Annotated in this window: 13 protein-coding genes, 1 tRNA gene and 1 pseudogene; 4 read left to right on the top strand and 11 right to left on the bottom strand. The window is 69.6% G+C overall.

Annotated elements, in window-relative coordinates:
- Nucleotides 1–87 precede the first annotated feature (87 nt).
- Nucleotides 88–1,473, top strand: a complete 1,386-nt coding sequence (locus tag HNR14_RS00155; protein WP_218874942.1) for a DUF1214 domain-containing protein — start codon at nucleotides 88–90, stop codon at nucleotides 1,471–1,473.
- Nucleotides 1,474–1,476: 3 nt separating this feature from the next.
- Here HNR14_RS00155 and HNR14_RS00150 read toward each other — a convergent pair whose 3' ends face one another.
- The 3 genes from HNR14_RS00150 to HNR14_RS00140 all read right to left on the bottom strand — a co-directional run bounded on the left by HNR14_RS00150 (nucleotide 1,477) and on the right by HNR14_RS00140 (nucleotide 4,923).
- Nucleotides 1,477–2,886 carry an APC family permease gene (locus tag HNR14_RS00150; RefSeq protein WP_343064371.1) on the bottom strand — a complete coding sequence of 470 codons (1,410 nt, stop codon included), beginning with the start codon at nucleotides 2,884–2,886 and terminating at the stop codon, nucleotides 1,477–1,479.
- Between the two features lie 169 nt (nucleotides 2,887–3,055).
- Nucleotides 3,056–3,886 (bottom strand): alpha/beta fold hydrolase, encoded by an 831-nt coding sequence (locus HNR14_RS00145; RefSeq protein ID WP_179699298.1) that lies wholly within the window; start codon nucleotides 3,884–3,886, stop codon nucleotides 3,056–3,058.
- Nucleotides 3,883–4,923 carry an adenosine deaminase gene (locus tag HNR14_RS00140; protein ID WP_179699297.1) on the bottom strand — a complete coding sequence of 347 codons (1,041 nt, stop codon included), beginning with the start codon at nucleotides 4,921–4,923 and terminating at the stop codon, nucleotides 3,883–3,885. The genes HNR14_RS00145 and HNR14_RS00140 overlap by 4 nt, the downstream gene beginning before the upstream one ends.
- 83 nt (nucleotides 4,924–5,006) lie before the next feature.
- Here HNR14_RS00140 and HNR14_RS20675 point away from each other — a divergent pair.
- A pseudogene (locus HNR14_RS20675) lies at nucleotides 5,007–5,315 on the top strand (ribosomal maturation YjgA family protein); the annotation flags it as partial.
- Between the two features lie 37 nt (nucleotides 5,316–5,352).
- Here HNR14_RS20675 and HNR14_RS00135 read toward each other — a convergent pair.
- The 5 genes from HNR14_RS00135 to HNR14_RS00115 form a co-directional block, all read right to left on the bottom strand.
- The gene (locus HNR14_RS00135) at nucleotides 5,353–6,333 is read right to left on the bottom strand and encodes an NAD(P)H-quinone oxidoreductase (RefSeq protein WP_179699296.1); all 981 of its coding nucleotides are present in this window, start codon (nucleotides 6,331–6,333) and stop codon (nucleotides 5,353–5,355) included.
- The gene (locus tag HNR14_RS00130) at nucleotides 6,333–7,574 is read right to left on the bottom strand and encodes an ABC transporter permease (RefSeq protein WP_179699295.1); all 1,242 of its coding nucleotides are present in this window, start codon (nucleotides 7,572–7,574) and stop codon (nucleotides 6,333–6,335) included. The genes HNR14_RS00135 and HNR14_RS00130 overlap by 1 nt, the downstream gene beginning before the upstream one ends.
- 1 nt (nucleotide 7,575) lies before the next feature.
- Complete coding sequence (locus tag HNR14_RS00125) at nucleotides 7,576–8,451, bottom strand: ABC transporter ATP-binding protein (protein ID WP_179702460.1); 876 nt, start codon at nucleotides 8,449–8,451, stop codon at nucleotides 7,576–7,578.
- A gap of 127 nt (nucleotides 8,452–8,578) precedes the next feature.
- The gene (locus tag HNR14_RS00120; protein WP_179699294.1) at nucleotides 8,579–9,361 is read right to left on the bottom strand and encodes an inositol monophosphatase family protein; all 783 of its coding nucleotides are present in this window, start codon (nucleotides 9,359–9,361) and stop codon (nucleotides 8,579–8,581) included.
- 9 nt (nucleotides 9,362–9,370) lie between these two features.
- Nucleotides 9,371–10,270: an NAD(P)H-binding protein gene (locus tag HNR14_RS00115; RefSeq protein ID WP_179699293.1), complete on the bottom strand. Its 900-nt coding sequence runs from the start codon at nucleotides 10,268–10,270 to the stop codon at nucleotides 9,371–9,373.
- Between the two features lie 67 nt (nucleotides 10,271–10,337).
- Here HNR14_RS00115 and HNR14_RS00110 point away from each other — a divergent pair, with 67 nt between their 5' ends.
- Together HNR14_RS00110 and HNR14_RS00105 are read left to right on the top strand one after the other, a co-directional pair.
- Nucleotides 10,338–10,676 carry a metalloregulator ArsR/SmtB family transcription factor gene (locus tag HNR14_RS00110; protein WP_021762968.1) on the top strand — a complete coding sequence of 113 codons (339 nt, stop codon included), beginning with the start codon at nucleotides 10,338–10,340 and terminating at the stop codon, nucleotides 10,674–10,676.
- 144 nt (nucleotides 10,677–10,820) lie between these two features.
- Entirely contained in the window at nucleotides 10,821–11,912 is a 1,092-nt protein-coding gene (locus HNR14_RS00105) for a fatty acid desaturase family protein (protein ID WP_179699292.1), read from the top strand.
- 15 nt (nucleotides 11,913–11,927) lie between these two features.
- Here HNR14_RS00105 and HNR14_RS00100 read toward each other — a convergent pair whose 3' ends face one another.
- The 3 genes from HNR14_RS00100 to HNR14_RS00090 all read right to left on the bottom strand — a co-directional run bounded on the left by HNR14_RS00100 (nucleotide 11,928) and on the right by HNR14_RS00090 (nucleotide 13,845).
- Entirely contained in the window at nucleotides 11,928–12,470 is a 543-nt protein-coding gene (locus HNR14_RS00100) for a hypothetical protein (RefSeq protein ID WP_179699291.1), read from the bottom strand.
- 104 nt (nucleotides 12,471–12,574) lie between these two features.
- Nucleotides 12,575–12,650 (bottom strand) — tRNA-Lys (locus HNR14_RS00095).
- 88 nt (nucleotides 12,651–12,738) lie between these two features.
- The gene (locus tag HNR14_RS00090) at nucleotides 12,739–13,845 is read right to left on the bottom strand and encodes an AI-2E family transporter (protein WP_179699290.1); all 1,107 of its coding nucleotides are present in this window, start codon (nucleotides 13,843–13,845) and stop codon (nucleotides 12,739–12,741) included.
- Between the last annotated feature and the right edge of the window lie 43 nt (nucleotides 13,846–13,888).

Genomic DNA, 13,888 nt, shown 5'->3' with positions numbered 1-13,888 from the left:
GCCCGTGCAGGGTCTTCCGCGGGCTTCCCGGCCCTCGTAGGCTTCGCGCAACGGCACCGCCAGGAGCCGCCGATACGGGGGTGCCAGGTGAAGCGACACGACTACCGGTTCGACGGGGGATTCCCGGACCAGGAGACAGTGGCCGAGGCCTACGATCGGTCCGACTTCGTACGTGCCATCGTGGCGTACAAGCACTTCTTCCCGGCCGTTTCGGGCATGGCGATCTGGGCGGGCACGCAGGCGGCCGGGATCGTCCCCAACCGGGTGTTCGGCACGATGGACACGCGGCCGGGCCAGGTGGGCTTCACCCTGAACTCCGACACTCCGTACGCCCCGCTGTTCCTCGACCTCACTGCGGAGCCGCTCGTGGTGACGCTTCCACCGGGCCCGATCGTCGGTGCCGCGCTCGACATCGATCAGGGCTGGATCGCCGACCTCGGCATCGCCGGCCCCGATGCGGGAGCCGGCGGGAGGCACATCTTCGTCCCGTTCGACCACCCCGCCGAGGGCCTCGATGACGTCGACGGCTTCGTGCACCGCGGCCGCGGCCGGCGGGTGGTGGTCGGCCTGCGCGGGATCCCGCAGAACGGCGACGTCGAGAAGGCGATCGCGCTGCTGCGGTCGGTCACCGTGGCTCCGCTTCGGGACGACCAGGGCTGGGTCGAGCCCGTCTGGACGGACCTGACGGGAAAGCCTCAGGACACGACTCCTTTCGCCGTGCAGGGGACGCTGGACTACTGGAGGGTGTTGCAGGAGTACATCGACACCGAGCCGGTGCACGACGACGACCGCGCCTACCTGGGCGAGCTGGCCGTGCTCGGCATGCGCGCCGGACAGCCGTTCGATCCGGACGACCGACTCCGCTCGATCCTCACCGCCGCGGCGGCGGAGGCCGACGCGCAGCTGCGGGTGCAGTCGCTCGCCGATCGCCGCCCGGACCGGGTGGTGTGGCCGGACCGGCAGTGGGAGTGGGTGACACTGCGCCCCGAGAACGCGGACTTCCGTGTGGAGGGCCGGACCGACGTGGATGCGCGGGAGACCTGGTTCTACCAGGCGATCGCGGCCTCCCCGGCCATGTTCCGCAGGCAGGCCGGCGCCGGCTCCCTCTATTGGTTCTCGGCCCGGGATGCGGACGGACGCTATCTCGACGGCGGACGTGCGTACACGCTCCAGGTGCCGTTGCCCGTTCCCGCCGGTCTGTTCTGGTCGGTGACGGTCTACGACGCGGTCACGCGCAGCCAGATCGCGACCGAGCAGGACGGGGCGGCGCTGCGCAGCCTGTTCGAGTTGACGGGACTCCCCGTCTCGGGCGCGACGACGCTGCACTTCGGTCCCGAGGCGCCACAGGATGCGGGCGCGGCCTGGATCCAGACCATCCCGGGCCGTGGCTGGTTCGTCTACGTGCGGCTCTACGGCCCGACGGCCGAAGCGTTCGACGGGTCGTGGACGCTCGGCGATTTCGTCGCGGGGTGACGCCTACTCGTCATCCTTCGTGATCGCCTTGTTGAACCCCGTCACCGGCTGCGCCTCGTCGAAGGCGGCGGCCTTGCGGCGGAATCCGCGGGTGAGCACCAGCAGGTAGACGAAGCCGATCGCCGCCCAGATGACACCGCCGACCAGCGCGTCCGTGTGGAGGTTGGCCCAGAGGATCCCCGTCATCAACATGCCGATCCCGGGCAGCACGATGAACGTGACGATGTCCTTCGCCGTCTTGCGGCGCCCCTTGCGGATGGCGAACCAGGCGATCACGGAGATGTTCACGAACGTGAACGCGATGAGGGCGCCGAAGTTGATGAAGGCCGCGATCAGCTCGAGGGTGAACGCAGCAGCGAGCAGGCTGATGACGCCCACGAGGACGATGTTGAACGTCGGAGTGTGCGTCTTCGGGCTGATGTACCCGAACAGGCGCTTCGGGAGGACGTTGTTGCGGCCCATCACGAGCAGCATGCGCGACACGGACGCGTGCGAGGCGAGCCCCGACGCGAGGGTCGCGGCGAAGCCGGCGGCCGTCAGGACCGCCTGGAGCACGGGGCCGCCGACCTGGAGGCCGATCTGCGGGAGCGTGCTGTCCTCGATGGCGTCGCTCGGGAACGCCGACGACGAGGGGAAGCGCAGCTGGGTGAAGTAGGCGGCGATGAGGAAGATCGCGCCGCCGATGATCACGGTGAAGAGGATGGCCTTCGGCATGATCTTCGGGTGCTTCGCCTCCTCCGCGTACATCGTGACGGCGTCGAAGCCGATGAACGAGAAGCAGACGATCGTGGCGCCCATGAGCACGGCGCCGAGGGTGACGCCGTCGTGGAAGAACGGCTGGACGGAGGCGACGGTGCCGGCGCCCTGGCCCTGGGCGAGCTGCGCGATGACCATGATGACGAACACGGCCATGACGACGATCGAGAAGACCAGCAGCAGCATGTTCATGTTCGACGTGCCGCGCATCGTCAGGTAGATCACGGTGGTGACGACGGCGCAGTAGATGACGACCCAGATCCAGCCGGGCACGTCGGGGAAGATCGCCTCGAGGTAGCTGCGGATGATCAGGCAGTTCACCATCGGCAGGAGGACGTAGTCGATGAGCGAGGTCCAGCCGACCATGAAACCGACGTTCGGGTGGATGGACTCGCGCACGTACGTGTAGGCGGAGCCGGCGCTCGGGATGGCGCCCGCCATCTTGCCGTAGCTGATGGCGGTGAACATCATCACGACCAGGGCGACGAGGTAGGCGGACGGGACGACGTTGTCGGTGTCGCGCGCCACCATCCCGAACGTGTCGAAGACCACTGTCGGTGTCATGTAGCCGAGGCCGAGGCCCACGATGGCCCAGAGGCCGAGACTCCGTTTGAGGTTCCCCGACTTCGGGATCGCGGGAGCGGATGTACTCGTCACAGTCTCTCCTAACCGACGTGGCCTGCGGACGAGCGACTCTGTTCGTCCGCGAGCAGTGACAGCCATCATGGCAGAGCCGCGGAGCGACACGCGCCACACACTCCGTCAGGACGATGCGCGATTCCGGACGATCCGACCGGCGACTCGCAGGAGCCGAGCCCGGGAGGACCTAGCGGCTGAGCGCCCAGTCGAGGCCGACGCCGAAGCCGGTGAGCACGGAGACGTGGCCTTCGCGGGGCCGCAGCCAGAGCTCGCCGCGGGGAAGGCGCTCGAGCTGCTGTGCCGCGTGGCCCGGCGGAACAACCCGGTCCGCGCCGCCCTGCACGAGCAGGACGGGGCAGCGCACGGCCGCGAGGTCGACGCCCCACGGGGAGACGTAGGCGATGTCGTCGTCGACCTCGCCGTCCGGCCCCTCGGCGGCGCCGGCCCCGGCGTCAGCGCCGAGGGGCGCCCAGTCCGCGTTCAGCGCTTCGAAGTCGCGGGAGGTGAAGCTGTCCGGGTCGAACTCCGCCGTCCGTGCGTGCTCCAGCCGGTCGTCGCGACCGCCGAGTGCCGCGCCAAGACCGGAGGGATCCGCCATGCCGGTGAACCAGTCCGGGGAGGCCGTGTACGGTGCGATGCCGGCCAGCACGACCGCGGCGCGCACGCGGTCGGGAGCGATCGCGGCGAGAGCGAGGGCGTGGGGGCCGCCGCCCGATGCGCCCGCGACGATCACCTGGTCGACGCCGAGCCGGTCGAGCACGGCGACGACGTCGGCCGCGGCGTCGGCGACCGACCGGCCCGGAAGCGCGTCCGAACCGGGGTAGCCGGGCCGGGCGCAGGAGACGACCCGCAGGCCGCGTACCGCCGCCGCGGCCGCGATCGGGGCGATGACGGCGCCCGTCTGCGGCGTGCCGTGATGCCAGACGAGCACCGGAGCGCCCGCGTCCCCGCCGGTGTCGAACCAGCGAACGCGCCGCCCGTCCGGGAGGGCCAGGGACCGCGGCTCTGTCGCGCTCATCCCCGCCACGCCTCCAGCTCCTGCAGCAGCTCCGCCTTGCGGTCGTCGCTCGCGAACGACGCCTCGATCGAGTTGCGGGCGTATCGCGCGGCCTGATCGGCCGTCAGCCCCAGCGCGTCCCGCACGGCGATGAAGTTGTCCCCGACGTAGTCGCCGAAGTAGGCAGGGTCGTCGGAGTTGATGGTGACGGCGACGCCGGCCTCGTCGAGCCGGTGGAGTGGATGGTCGGCGAGGTTCGGCACCGCGCGCAGGCGCAGGTTCGAGAGCGGGCACACCGTGAGCGCGATGCGGTCGGCGGCGAGCCGGGCGACCAGGGCCGGGTCCTCGATCGAGCGGATGCCGTGGTCGATCCGCTCGGCGCCGAGCAGGTCGAGCGCCTCGTGGACGTACTCGGCCGGGCCCTCCTCGCCCGCGTGAGCCACCACGTGGAGGCCGGCCTCGCGAGCGCGTCGGTAGACGCCCTCGAAGAGCGACGGCGGGTAGCCGACCTCGGCGGAGTCCAGGCCGACGCCGACGATCCGGTCGGTGTGGCTGAGCCCGGCGCTCAGGATCTGCTCGGCCGAGTCGACCGACTCGTCGCGCAGGAAGCAGAGGATCAGCCCGCTCGTGATCCCGAGGTCGCGCTCCGCTTCGTCGAGCGCCGCGCCGATCCCTTCGATGACGTCGCCGATGCGGAGGCCACGGGCGACGTGCGCCTGCGGGTCGAAGAACAGCTCGACGTGCCGCACGCCCTGCTCGGCGGCGCGCGCGAGGTAGCGGCGCGTCAGCTCGGCGAAGTCGTCGCGCGTGCGGAGCACATCCATCGTGGCGTAGTAGAGGTCGAGGAACGACTGGAGGTCCGCGAAGTCGTACTGTGCGGCCAGCTCCTCGACCGAGCCGTAAGGGAGCGAGACCCCGTTGCGGCCCGCGAGCTCGAAGGCGAGGTCGGGCTCCAGCGTCCCCTCGATGTGCAGGTGCAGCTCGGCCTTCGGCAGCGCCATCAGAGCGGAGTCGGAGGGGGACGGGGTGGTGGAGGCGTCGGGTGCGGCGTCGGTCATGCAACGATCCTCCCACCTGCGGCGGGGGCGGATCATCCGTCCGGCCGATGACCGGGCACCGCGCGGCTCGGTAGCGTCGCAGGATGCGTCGTCTTCTCCTGCTCATCTGCGCCATCGTGGTGCTGGCCGTCGGCCTCGGAGTGTACGAGTGGGTGCCGGGCGGCCTCGGCGCCTTCACCGGAGACGCGCTTTACGCCGTGCTCGTCTTCCTGCTCGTCTCGTTGGTCGCCCCGCGCGCGCCCCTGCTGCTCACCGCGGGCGCCGCGCTGACCTTCTGCTGGGGGATCGAGCTGCTCCAGCTCACCGGCGTCTCCGCCGTGCTGTCCCGAGCGGTGCCGGGGGCGTATCTGGTGCTCGGGAGCACCTTCCAGACGATCGACCTCCTCGCCTACGCCGTCGGCGTCGGTGCGGCGGCCGGAGTGGACGCCCTCAGTCGGCGCGCAGCAGGATCTTCCCGAGGTGGGCGGACGACTCCATCCGGCGGTGCGCCTGCGCCGCATCGGCCAGCGGGAACACCGAGTCGATCACCGGGCGCAGACGACGGCCGATGAGCAGCGGCCACACCTGCGCTTCGACGTCGGCGATGATCTCCCGCCGCTCGGCGAGCGGGCGCGCCCGCAGCGTGGTGCCGTGGATGAGGGCGCGCTTGCGCATGAGCAGACCGACGTCGAGCGAGGCGGGCGCGCTGTCGCGGATGGCGATCGACATGATGCGGCCGCCGACGGCGAGGGCATCCAGATCGCGGGCGATGTACGAGCCGCCGACGATGTCGAGGACGACGTCGGCGCCGCGCCCGTCCGTGACCGCGAGCACGGCCTCGACGAAGTCCTGGCTGCGGTAGTCGACCGCCGCGTCAGCGCCGAGGTCGCGGCAGAAGGCGGTCTTGACGTCGCTGCCCGCCGTCGCGATGACCTGCGCCCCGAAGGCCCGGCCGAGCTGGATCGCCGTGCTGCCGATGCCGCTCGATCCGCCGTGCACGAGGAGCGTCTCGCCCGTGGCGAGGCGAGCGATCCGGAAGACGTTCGACCAGACGGTGGCCACCGCCTCCGGCAGGCCCGCGGCTTCGACCAGATCGACCTGTGCGGGCACCGGCAGGACGAGGCCGGCATCCACGGAGACGAGCTCGGCGTAGCCTCCACCGGGCAGCAGAGCGCACACGCGGTCGCCGACCTGCCAGCGCTCGACGCCGTCGCCGACCGAGGCGATCGTCCCCGACACCTCGAGGCCGGGCCATTCCGGAGCGCCGGGCGGTGGTGGGTAGAAGCCCCGCCGCTGGCTGAGGTCGGCGCCGTTGAGGCCGGCCGCAGCCACGCGGATGACGACCTCGCCGTCGCGCGCCACCGGGTCCGCGACCTCGCTGATCCGGAGGACGCTCGGGTCTCCCGGTTCGGCGATGGTCACGGCGCGCATCAGCGGGTCACCCGCTCCGCGTCGCTGCGGGCGCTGAGCACGTCGCGGATCTTGACCCGGCTCGAGTACTGGATCGAGCCGTAGCGGAAGAGGCGCACCGCCAGCCGCAGCACGATCGCGGCGAGCACGAAGAGCTCGACGATGATCACGATGGCCTGCCACAGCGGCAGCGACCCGAACGCGTTCAGGATGAGGGCGGTGATCGGCGCCGTGTACGGGAAGTACGCCAGGACCTGCACGATCGGCGACTCCGGAGCGCTGATCGCGAAGCTCGACGCGTAGAGCGGGATGACGACGGCGAAGATCACCACGGAGAACACCGGGGCGGCCTCCTTCGCGGTCGGCATCACCGCGCCGACCGCGACCAGCGTGCCGGTGAACAGGGCGAAGCCGCCGATCAGGATCAGCGAGCCGACGATCATCTTCTGCGGGTCGAACACCAGCCCGCTGAGATCGAGGTTCGGGATGTTCAGCTGATCTCGGAAGAAGACGTACCCGACCAGCACCGGCAGCGCGAACACCGCTATCTGGATGAGCCCGACGGCGAAGAGAGAGATCACCTTGCCGATCAGCAGGTTCGTCGGGTTGATCGTGGTCAGGATCATCTCCGTGACCCGGTTCTCCTTCTCCTCCAGAGTGGAGTTCAGCATCTGGTTGCCGAGGAAGACGATCACGATGAAGAACGCCGCCAGGAAGATGAGGGCCGGGATGATGGCCTCGAATCCGGGCGCCAGGGCGCCGTCCTTGAAGGTCGTCGTGGAGGTGTTCACCTCTCCGCGCAGGATGGCGACGTCGGTCGGCGAGTCGAGACGCTGCTCCACGCTCGCGGACAGCAGGGACTCGGCGACCGAGGAGTACTTGCCGTTCTGGAAGACGCCGGCGTCGGCGCCGTAGACCTTGATGGTCTCGGTCTTCGGGTCGGCGGGGTAGTCGAAGTACGCCTTGGTCCCACCGATCTGGACCTCCTCGACGCCCTCCGCGTCGCTCTCGATCAGCTTGCCGCCGTACTCGCGCGCGATCGTCGGGTTCACGAGCCCGGAGGCGTCGCTGTAGAGGAAGTCGAAGCGCGCGTTCTTCTGCGCGTCGGCCGAGTTCGACGTCGAGACGTTGGCCGAGATGATCAGGGCACCGAGGCCGAAGACCAGCAGCGGCAGGATGAGCGTGACCACCCAGAACGACCGCTTGGTGACCGTTCGCTTGAACTCGAACGAGATGACGGTGGAGAGGTTGTGGCGGGCCATGTCAGTCCTCCTGGCGGCTTTCGGCGCCGTAGACCTCGACGAAGATGTCGTCGAGCGACTTGCGGGTGGGGGCGAAGCGGGTGACGTTCAGGCCCGCGTCGAGCAGGCCGCGGAGGATGGCCGCGTCGTCGGCGTCGTTCGCGACTTCGAGCTCCGCGCGGCCGCCGGCGTCCGAGGCGATCCGGTAGGCGGGGGACTCGGGGACGGATCCGTCGTGGTCGACGTGGATGACCGTCCCGCCGAACTGCTCCTGCACCTCCGGCACCGTGCCGTAGGCGCGCGAGACGCCGTCCTTGAGCAGGATGACCCGGTCACAGAGGCGCTCGACCTCCTCCATCTGATGGGTGACCATCATGACGGTGGAGCCCGCGCGCTTCTGGTCGGCGATGATGTCCATGAGCAGCCGCCGGTTGACCGGGTCGAAGCCCTTCGTCGGCTCGTCGAGGATGAGCAGCTCGGGGTCGTTCATGATAGTGACGCCCAGCTGCACCTTCTGCTGCTGGCCGCCCGAGAGCTTGTCGAGGCGCGTCTTCTCCTTGTCGGGGAGGCCGACGCGCTCGAGGTACTCGCGCGACCAGCGGCGGGCCTGCTCGGCTCCGAGCCCCTTCAACCGGCCGAAGTACACCATCACGTCGATGACGGACTCCTTCTTGTAGAGCCCGCGCTCCTCGGGCAGGTAGCCGAGGCGCTCGCCGGTCTCGGGCGAGAACGGCTTGCCGTCGATGTGCAGCACGCCCGCGGTCGGCTGGTAGATGCCGAGCAGGGCGCGGATCGTCGTGGTCTTGCCGGATCCGTTGCTGCCGAGGAAGCCGAACGTCTCGCCGCGCTCGATGTCGAACGAGAGGTCGCGGATTACCGTCGTGCGGCCGAAGTCCATCCGGAATCCCTGGATGTGGACGAGGGGTTCGAGTGTCGATGCGCTCACGCGTACAGCCTAGGGGTGGCCCTGCGATCGCGGTCGGGGCCACGCCCGGGCGGGGAGACGCCGGTCGGGCGTGCGCGGGTCAGGCGAGGGCGGCGAGGAGCGCCGGGTGGAGGTGCCCGTTGCTGGCGAGCGACGACCCGTTCCCGGGACCGGGGGTGCCGTCCACCGCGGTGAACATGCCCCCGGCCTCCTGCACGATCGGGATGAGGGCGGCCAGGTCGTAGGTCTTCACGTCGAACTCTCCGACCGCGTCGAGCACGCCCTCGGCCAGCAGCATGTACGACCACATGTCGCCGTAGGCGCGGTCGCGCCACACCGCGCGGGTCAGCGCGATGAGCTTGTCGAGGTAGCCGGCGTCATCCCACTGCGCGATGCTCTGGAAGCTGAGGGAGGCGTGCTCCAGCTCCGAGACGCCCGACACCTGGAGCCGGCGCGGCCCGCCGGTGGTCGCGTCCGCAGTCCACGCGCCCTCGCCGGTCGACGCCCACCAGCGGCGGCCGAGTGCGGGGGAGCTGACGACGCCCACCACCGGTACGCCGTCGACCGCGAGCGCGATCAGGGTGCCCCACACGGGCACGCCGCGCAGATAGTTCGCGGTGCCGTCGATCGGGTCGAGGATCCACTGCCGGGTGGCGTCGCCCTCGGTGCCGTACTCCTCGCCCAGGATGCCGTCGCCCGGCCGTTCCGCGGCGATCAGGTCGCGCAGCGCCCGCTCCACGGCCAGATCGGCCTCGGTCACGAAGGACCGGTCGGGCTTGGTGTCGATCCGGAGGTCCTGGGCACGGAAATGCTCGGACGAGATCCGGTCGGCGGTGTCGGCGAGGCGCAGGGCGAGGGCGAGGTCGTCGCTGTGGCGGGTCACGGGACGAGCCTACCGGGCGAGCCTGCGGCGGGCGATCCGGAGGTCCCGGAGGGAGAACCGTCCGTCCGGGAGCGCCGCCCGGATGCTCGCGTCGTCGAACGGCCGCGCCGGACGGATGCCGACCGGCGGCTCGGGCGCGAACGGCGCGGGCTCGCTGACGCCCTCGTCGAGCATGCGTGCCTGCGCCCTGGCGACGAGCGGGACCACCATCGCCCACTCGGTCAGCCGGGCGAGCAGGCGGATGGTCCAGACCGGCGCGGGGAAGAACACCGGGCGCCGGTCGGCGACGCGGGCGATCCGTCGCACGGCCTCGCCGAGCGTGATCTCGTCGGCGCCCATGACCGCGACCGTCGGCTCCGGGATGCGGCCCTCCAGGGCGGCGACCAGGACATCGATCGCATCGTCGAGCGGGACCGGGCGCACGGTCCGCTCGCGGAAGCCGACCGTCGCGAACAGCGGCAGCGTACGCACCGCGCGCGTCACGTGGTCCACCATGTGGTCGCCGGGGCCGTAGATCATGCCGGACTTCAGGATGGTGTGGTCGATCCCCGAATGGCGGATCAGCTCCTCCGCCGCCCACTTGGTCTCGTGGTACGGCGAGCCGCAGTCCGGCCGGGCGCGTAGGAAGCTGACCAGGACGATCCGCTGCACACCCGCGCGGCGGGCCGCCTCGACGACTGCCCGCGTGCCCTCGACGTGGACGCGCTGGAACGTCTGGTCATCGAGCTCGCGGTTGATGCCGGCGCAGTGGGCGACCGCGTCGCAGCCGGCGAAGGCCGCGGCCAGGGCGTCCACGTCGTCGATCTCGACACCCGTGCGCCGCGAGATGATGACCGTTTCGGCGGGGTCGAGCCGTTCGGCGAGGTGCCGTCCGACGAACCCGGTGCCGCCTGTGATGGCTACGCGCATGAAGTTGCTCCTTCGCTTATTAGCAATATAGCGAAACTGTATATAGCAATGGTGCTATATTGCAACCATGACCGACAGTGCGACCGACGTGTTCTCCGCTCTCGCGCACCCGACGCGGCGGCAGATCCTCCAGGACCTCAAGGACGGCGAGCTCGCCGCGGGGGAGATCGCCGCCCGGTTCAACGCCACCGGCCCGACCATCTCCCGGCACCTGAGTGTGCTGCGCCAGGCGGGACTGGTCTCCGAGCGGCGCGACGGCAACCGCATCCTGTACTCCTTGGTGGGGGACCGGCTCGCCCTCTCGGTGGGGGACTTCCTCTCGACGGTGTGCCCGGAGCAGATCGTGCTCCGCGAGGTGCGCAAGCGCGGTTCGGGCGCGAAGGGCGGCCGCGCCGTCGAGGCCTGAGCCGCCACGTCGTCGGGAGTTCGCTGCGAGTTCCCGCGGTCACAGCAACCTCCGATTGACCCCGACGCCGCGCGGCGTATCGTCGTGTGCACAGCGCCCCAGACCATCGACGCGATCCGAATCCGAGTCGAGTCGAGGTGTGCGATGTCGCAACTCTCTGGAAGTGCCACGACGCGCGACGGCGGCTATTCCGCTCTCGCCACCGTCGTCCGGGAATCCGGCCTGCTGCACCGGCGGTACGGCTACTACTGGACGAAGCTGATCCTCGTGCCGGTGGTGACAGCTGCCATGATCGCCGTGTTCATCGTCATCGGCGACAGCTGGTGGCAGGTCGCGACGGCCGTCGTGTTCGCGTTCGTCTTCACCCAGATGGCCTTCCTGGGCCACGACGCCGCGCACCGGCAGATCTTCCGATCGGGGCGCTGGAACGACTGGATCAGCCTCCTCATCGGCGACCTGTTCGTCGGGATGAGCTACGGCTGGTGGCAGCACAAGCACACGCGCCATCACGCCAACCCGAACCAGGAGGGCGCCGACCCCGACATCGATCTGCCGGTGATCTCCTTCACCCCCAGCCAGGCCGCAGAGAAGCGCGCGCCGGCGGTCCGCTGGCTGATCGGCCATCAGGGCTGGTTCTTCTTCCCGATCCTGCTGCTCGAAGGGTTGTCGCTGCACGCATCGAGCGTGCGTCGCGTGCTCTCCCGCGGCGCCGTCAAGCGCCGGCCCGTGGAGATCGCGTTCCTCGCCGTGCGCATCGTCGGCTTCCTCACCCTCGTCTTCGTCGTGCTGTCGCCGGGTATCGCCGCCGTCTTCCTCGCCGTGCAGCTGGGGCTGTTCGGCTTCTACATGGGGATGTCGTTCGCGCCGAACCACAAGGGGATGCCGCTGGTGCCGCACGGGCTGAAACTGGACTTCATGCGCCGCCAGGTGCTGATGAGCCGCAACATCCGCGGCAACCGCACCCTCGACTTCCTGATGGGCGGTCTGAACTACCAGATCGAGCACCACCTGTTCCCCTCGATGCCGCGTCCGCATCTGCGCCGCGCCGCGCCGATCATCCGCGCCTACTGCGAGGAGCGGCAGATCGCGTACACGGAGACCGGGCTGTTCCAGTCGTACGCGATCGTGACGCGCCACATCAACCGGGTGGGGCTCGGCGACAAGGATCCCTTCAGCTGTCCGCTGCTCGAACTGCGCCAGGTGTCCTCGACGCCCGAACCCCCGCGGGCCGCCTGAGGACGGCGTGTGCGATCAGCGTGCCGCGGCGCCGCCGTTGCGGACGTCGTACCAGGAATGGTCCGGCGAGCCGCCTTCGCCCTCCCAGCGGGCCTCCGCATCGTTGCGCGACGTCGGGCGGACGAAGCTCACGGCAGCGGCGGCCAGGACGACCAGTGCGGCCCGGTCGGTCTCCCGCTGCGTCTTCTCCAGCAACTCGGCCGCGAACCGGTCGTGGTCCGCGGCGGACTTCACGCTGATCGCGTGCAGCCGTTCTGCGATGGCGGAGGCGAGCCCGTCGCCGAGCTCCTCCAGATTCGTGTTCGAGATCTCCAGCCGCCGGTCGGAGACCCGGAGCTCGGCGGTCGGATACCCGGCCGTGGTGAGGGCGTCGCGGGTGGCGCCGTCCTGGATGGCGTCGATCTCGCCGCGACTGGGCCGCCGGGTGAACACTGCCGAGACGGTGTACCGCTCGGGAGCGTCGGGAGTCAGCAGCGTGGACGGGAGCGTGTCCACGAGGACGGCCCCGGCTTCGAGTTCATTCGTGGCCGCCTGAGGCGGGCCGATTTGTGCGTTCATGATCAGACGTTACGCGCGCGGGATGTGCGGGTACCCAGGTTGGGCGCGGCGCACGAAAAAGCCCCCGATCCCTCTGTTTCCAGAGGATCGGGGGCTTTTCGCAGTGGTGCGCCCCCAGGGACTTGAACCCTGAACCCATTGATTAAGAGTCAATTGCTCTGCCGATTGAGCTAGAGGCGCATTCGATTCGGTAACCCGAACCGAGGCTCAACATTAGCATCGGTTTCGGCCGCTTCGCCAATCGAGCGATCCTCGGGTGTGTCGAGGGTCAGCGCAGTTCCTTGCGGGGCATCACGATCTCTTTGATGATCAGGATGATGCCGGCGGAGATCGGGATGGCGACGAGCGCTCCGGGCAGGCCGAACAGCGTCGAACCGGCCAGCGCCGAGATCAGGACGACCGAGCCGGGCACCTGCACGGCCTTGCCCATCACCTTCGGGGTGAGGATGTACGCCTCCACCTGCATGTACACGAGCATGAAGATCAGCACGATGACCGCACTGACGGGGGAGTGGATGAGCGCGAGCACGGTCATGACCGCGGTCGTGAGCACCGTTCCGATCAGCGGGATGAGGGTGATGAAGAAGGCGGCGATACCGATGAGGAACGCGCCGGGCACGCCCGTCACCAGCAGCAGGATGGTGCTGTAGACCGCGTTGAAGAACGCGAGCACGACCATCCCGCTGAGGTACTTGCCGAAGTTCTGCAGGATGCGCTCGGTGTACTTGGTGAAGCTGTCGCGGTGCGAGCGGGCGACGAGCCGGTAGAGCGACGCCTTCGTCGTGTCGTACGAGGCGATGAAGTAGAGCGTCAGGATGGCGATGAAGAACCCGGTGGTGAGACCGTTCACGACCGAGAGGCCGAACCCGACGAGACCCGAGCCGATACTGGCCCAGAGCTGCGGATCCTGCACCTCCTGCGCGATCCAGTTCAGGACGGCGGACAGCGTGCCGTTGCTGGTCTCGTTCGCGGGATCGAACCATCCCTGCGCCTTCAGGGCCGCGATCTGCTTGGGGATCGAGACGGCGAGCGACTGGATCTGCTCGATCACGAGCGGCAGCACCACCCACACGATCGCGACGATGACGCCGATGAGCAGCAGGCTGACCGTCACGATCGCCCAGCCCCGCTTCATGCCGCGGCGCTGGAACCAGCGGATCAGCGGATCGAGGCCGACGGTCGCGAACGCGGCCAGGAACACGGAGAAGATGATCGAGCGCAGGCCGTAGAGCATGAGGCCGGTGAGCACGGCGCCGACGGCGCCGAGAGTGATGAGGTACCCGAAGAGCAGCGGGCTGCGATTGAGGAGCGGTTCGCTGCGGCGCTCCTCGGCGGCTCGGGAGGCCGGGGTCGCCGGCGGACGGGTGAAGCGCATCGCGCCCTCCTTCAGGTTCCCGCTGAGCGTACGGGTCGCACGT

The organism is Leifsonia naganoensis (assembly GCF_013410615.1).
Lineage (GTDB): Bacteria > Actinomycetota > Actinomycetes > Actinomycetales > Microbacteriaceae > Leifsonia > Leifsonia aquatica.
This window is presented reverse-complemented; position numbering and strand designations above follow the sequence as displayed.

Bases quoted from the DNA above. Each gene is read 5' to 3' on its own strand.
- HNR14_RS00100 (WP_179699291.1), bottom strand. From the start codon at position 12,470: ATGAACGCACAAATCGGCCCGCCTCAGGCGGCCACGAATGAACTCGAA.
- HNR14_RS00090 (WP_179699290.1), bottom strand. From the start codon at position 13,845: ATGCGCTTCACCCGTCCGCCGGCGACCCCGGCCTCCCGAGCCGCCGAG.
- HNR14_RS00130 (WP_179699295.1), bottom strand. From the start codon at position 7,574: ATGGCCCGCCACAACCTCTCCACCGTCATCTCGTTCGAGTTCAAGCGA.
- HNR14_RS00135 (WP_179699296.1), bottom strand. From the start codon at position 6,333: ATGCGCGCCGTGACCATCGCCGAACCGGGAGACCCGAGCGTCCTCCGG.
- HNR14_RS00140 (WP_179699297.1), bottom strand. From the start codon at position 4,923: ATGACCGACGCCGCACCCGACGCCTCCACCACCCCGTCCCCCTCCGAC.
- HNR14_RS00110 (WP_021762968.1), top strand. From the start codon at position 10,338: ATGACCGACAGTGCGACCGACGTGTTCTCCGCTCTCGCGCACCCGACG.
- HNR14_RS00125 (WP_179702460.1), bottom strand. From the start codon at position 8,451: ATGGACTTCGGCCGCACGACGGTAATCCGCGACCTCTCGTTCGACATC.
- HNR14_RS00115 (WP_179699293.1), bottom strand. From the start codon at position 10,270: ATGCGCGTAGCCATCACAGGCGGCACCGGGTTCGTCGGACGGCACCTC.
- HNR14_RS00105 (WP_179699292.1), top strand. From the start codon at position 10,821: ATGTCGCAACTCTCTGGAAGTGCCACGACGCGCGACGGCGGCTATTCC.
- HNR14_RS00145 (WP_179699298.1), bottom strand. From the start codon at position 3,886: ATGAGCGCGACAGAGCCGCGGTCCCTGGCCCTCCCGGACGGGCGGCGC.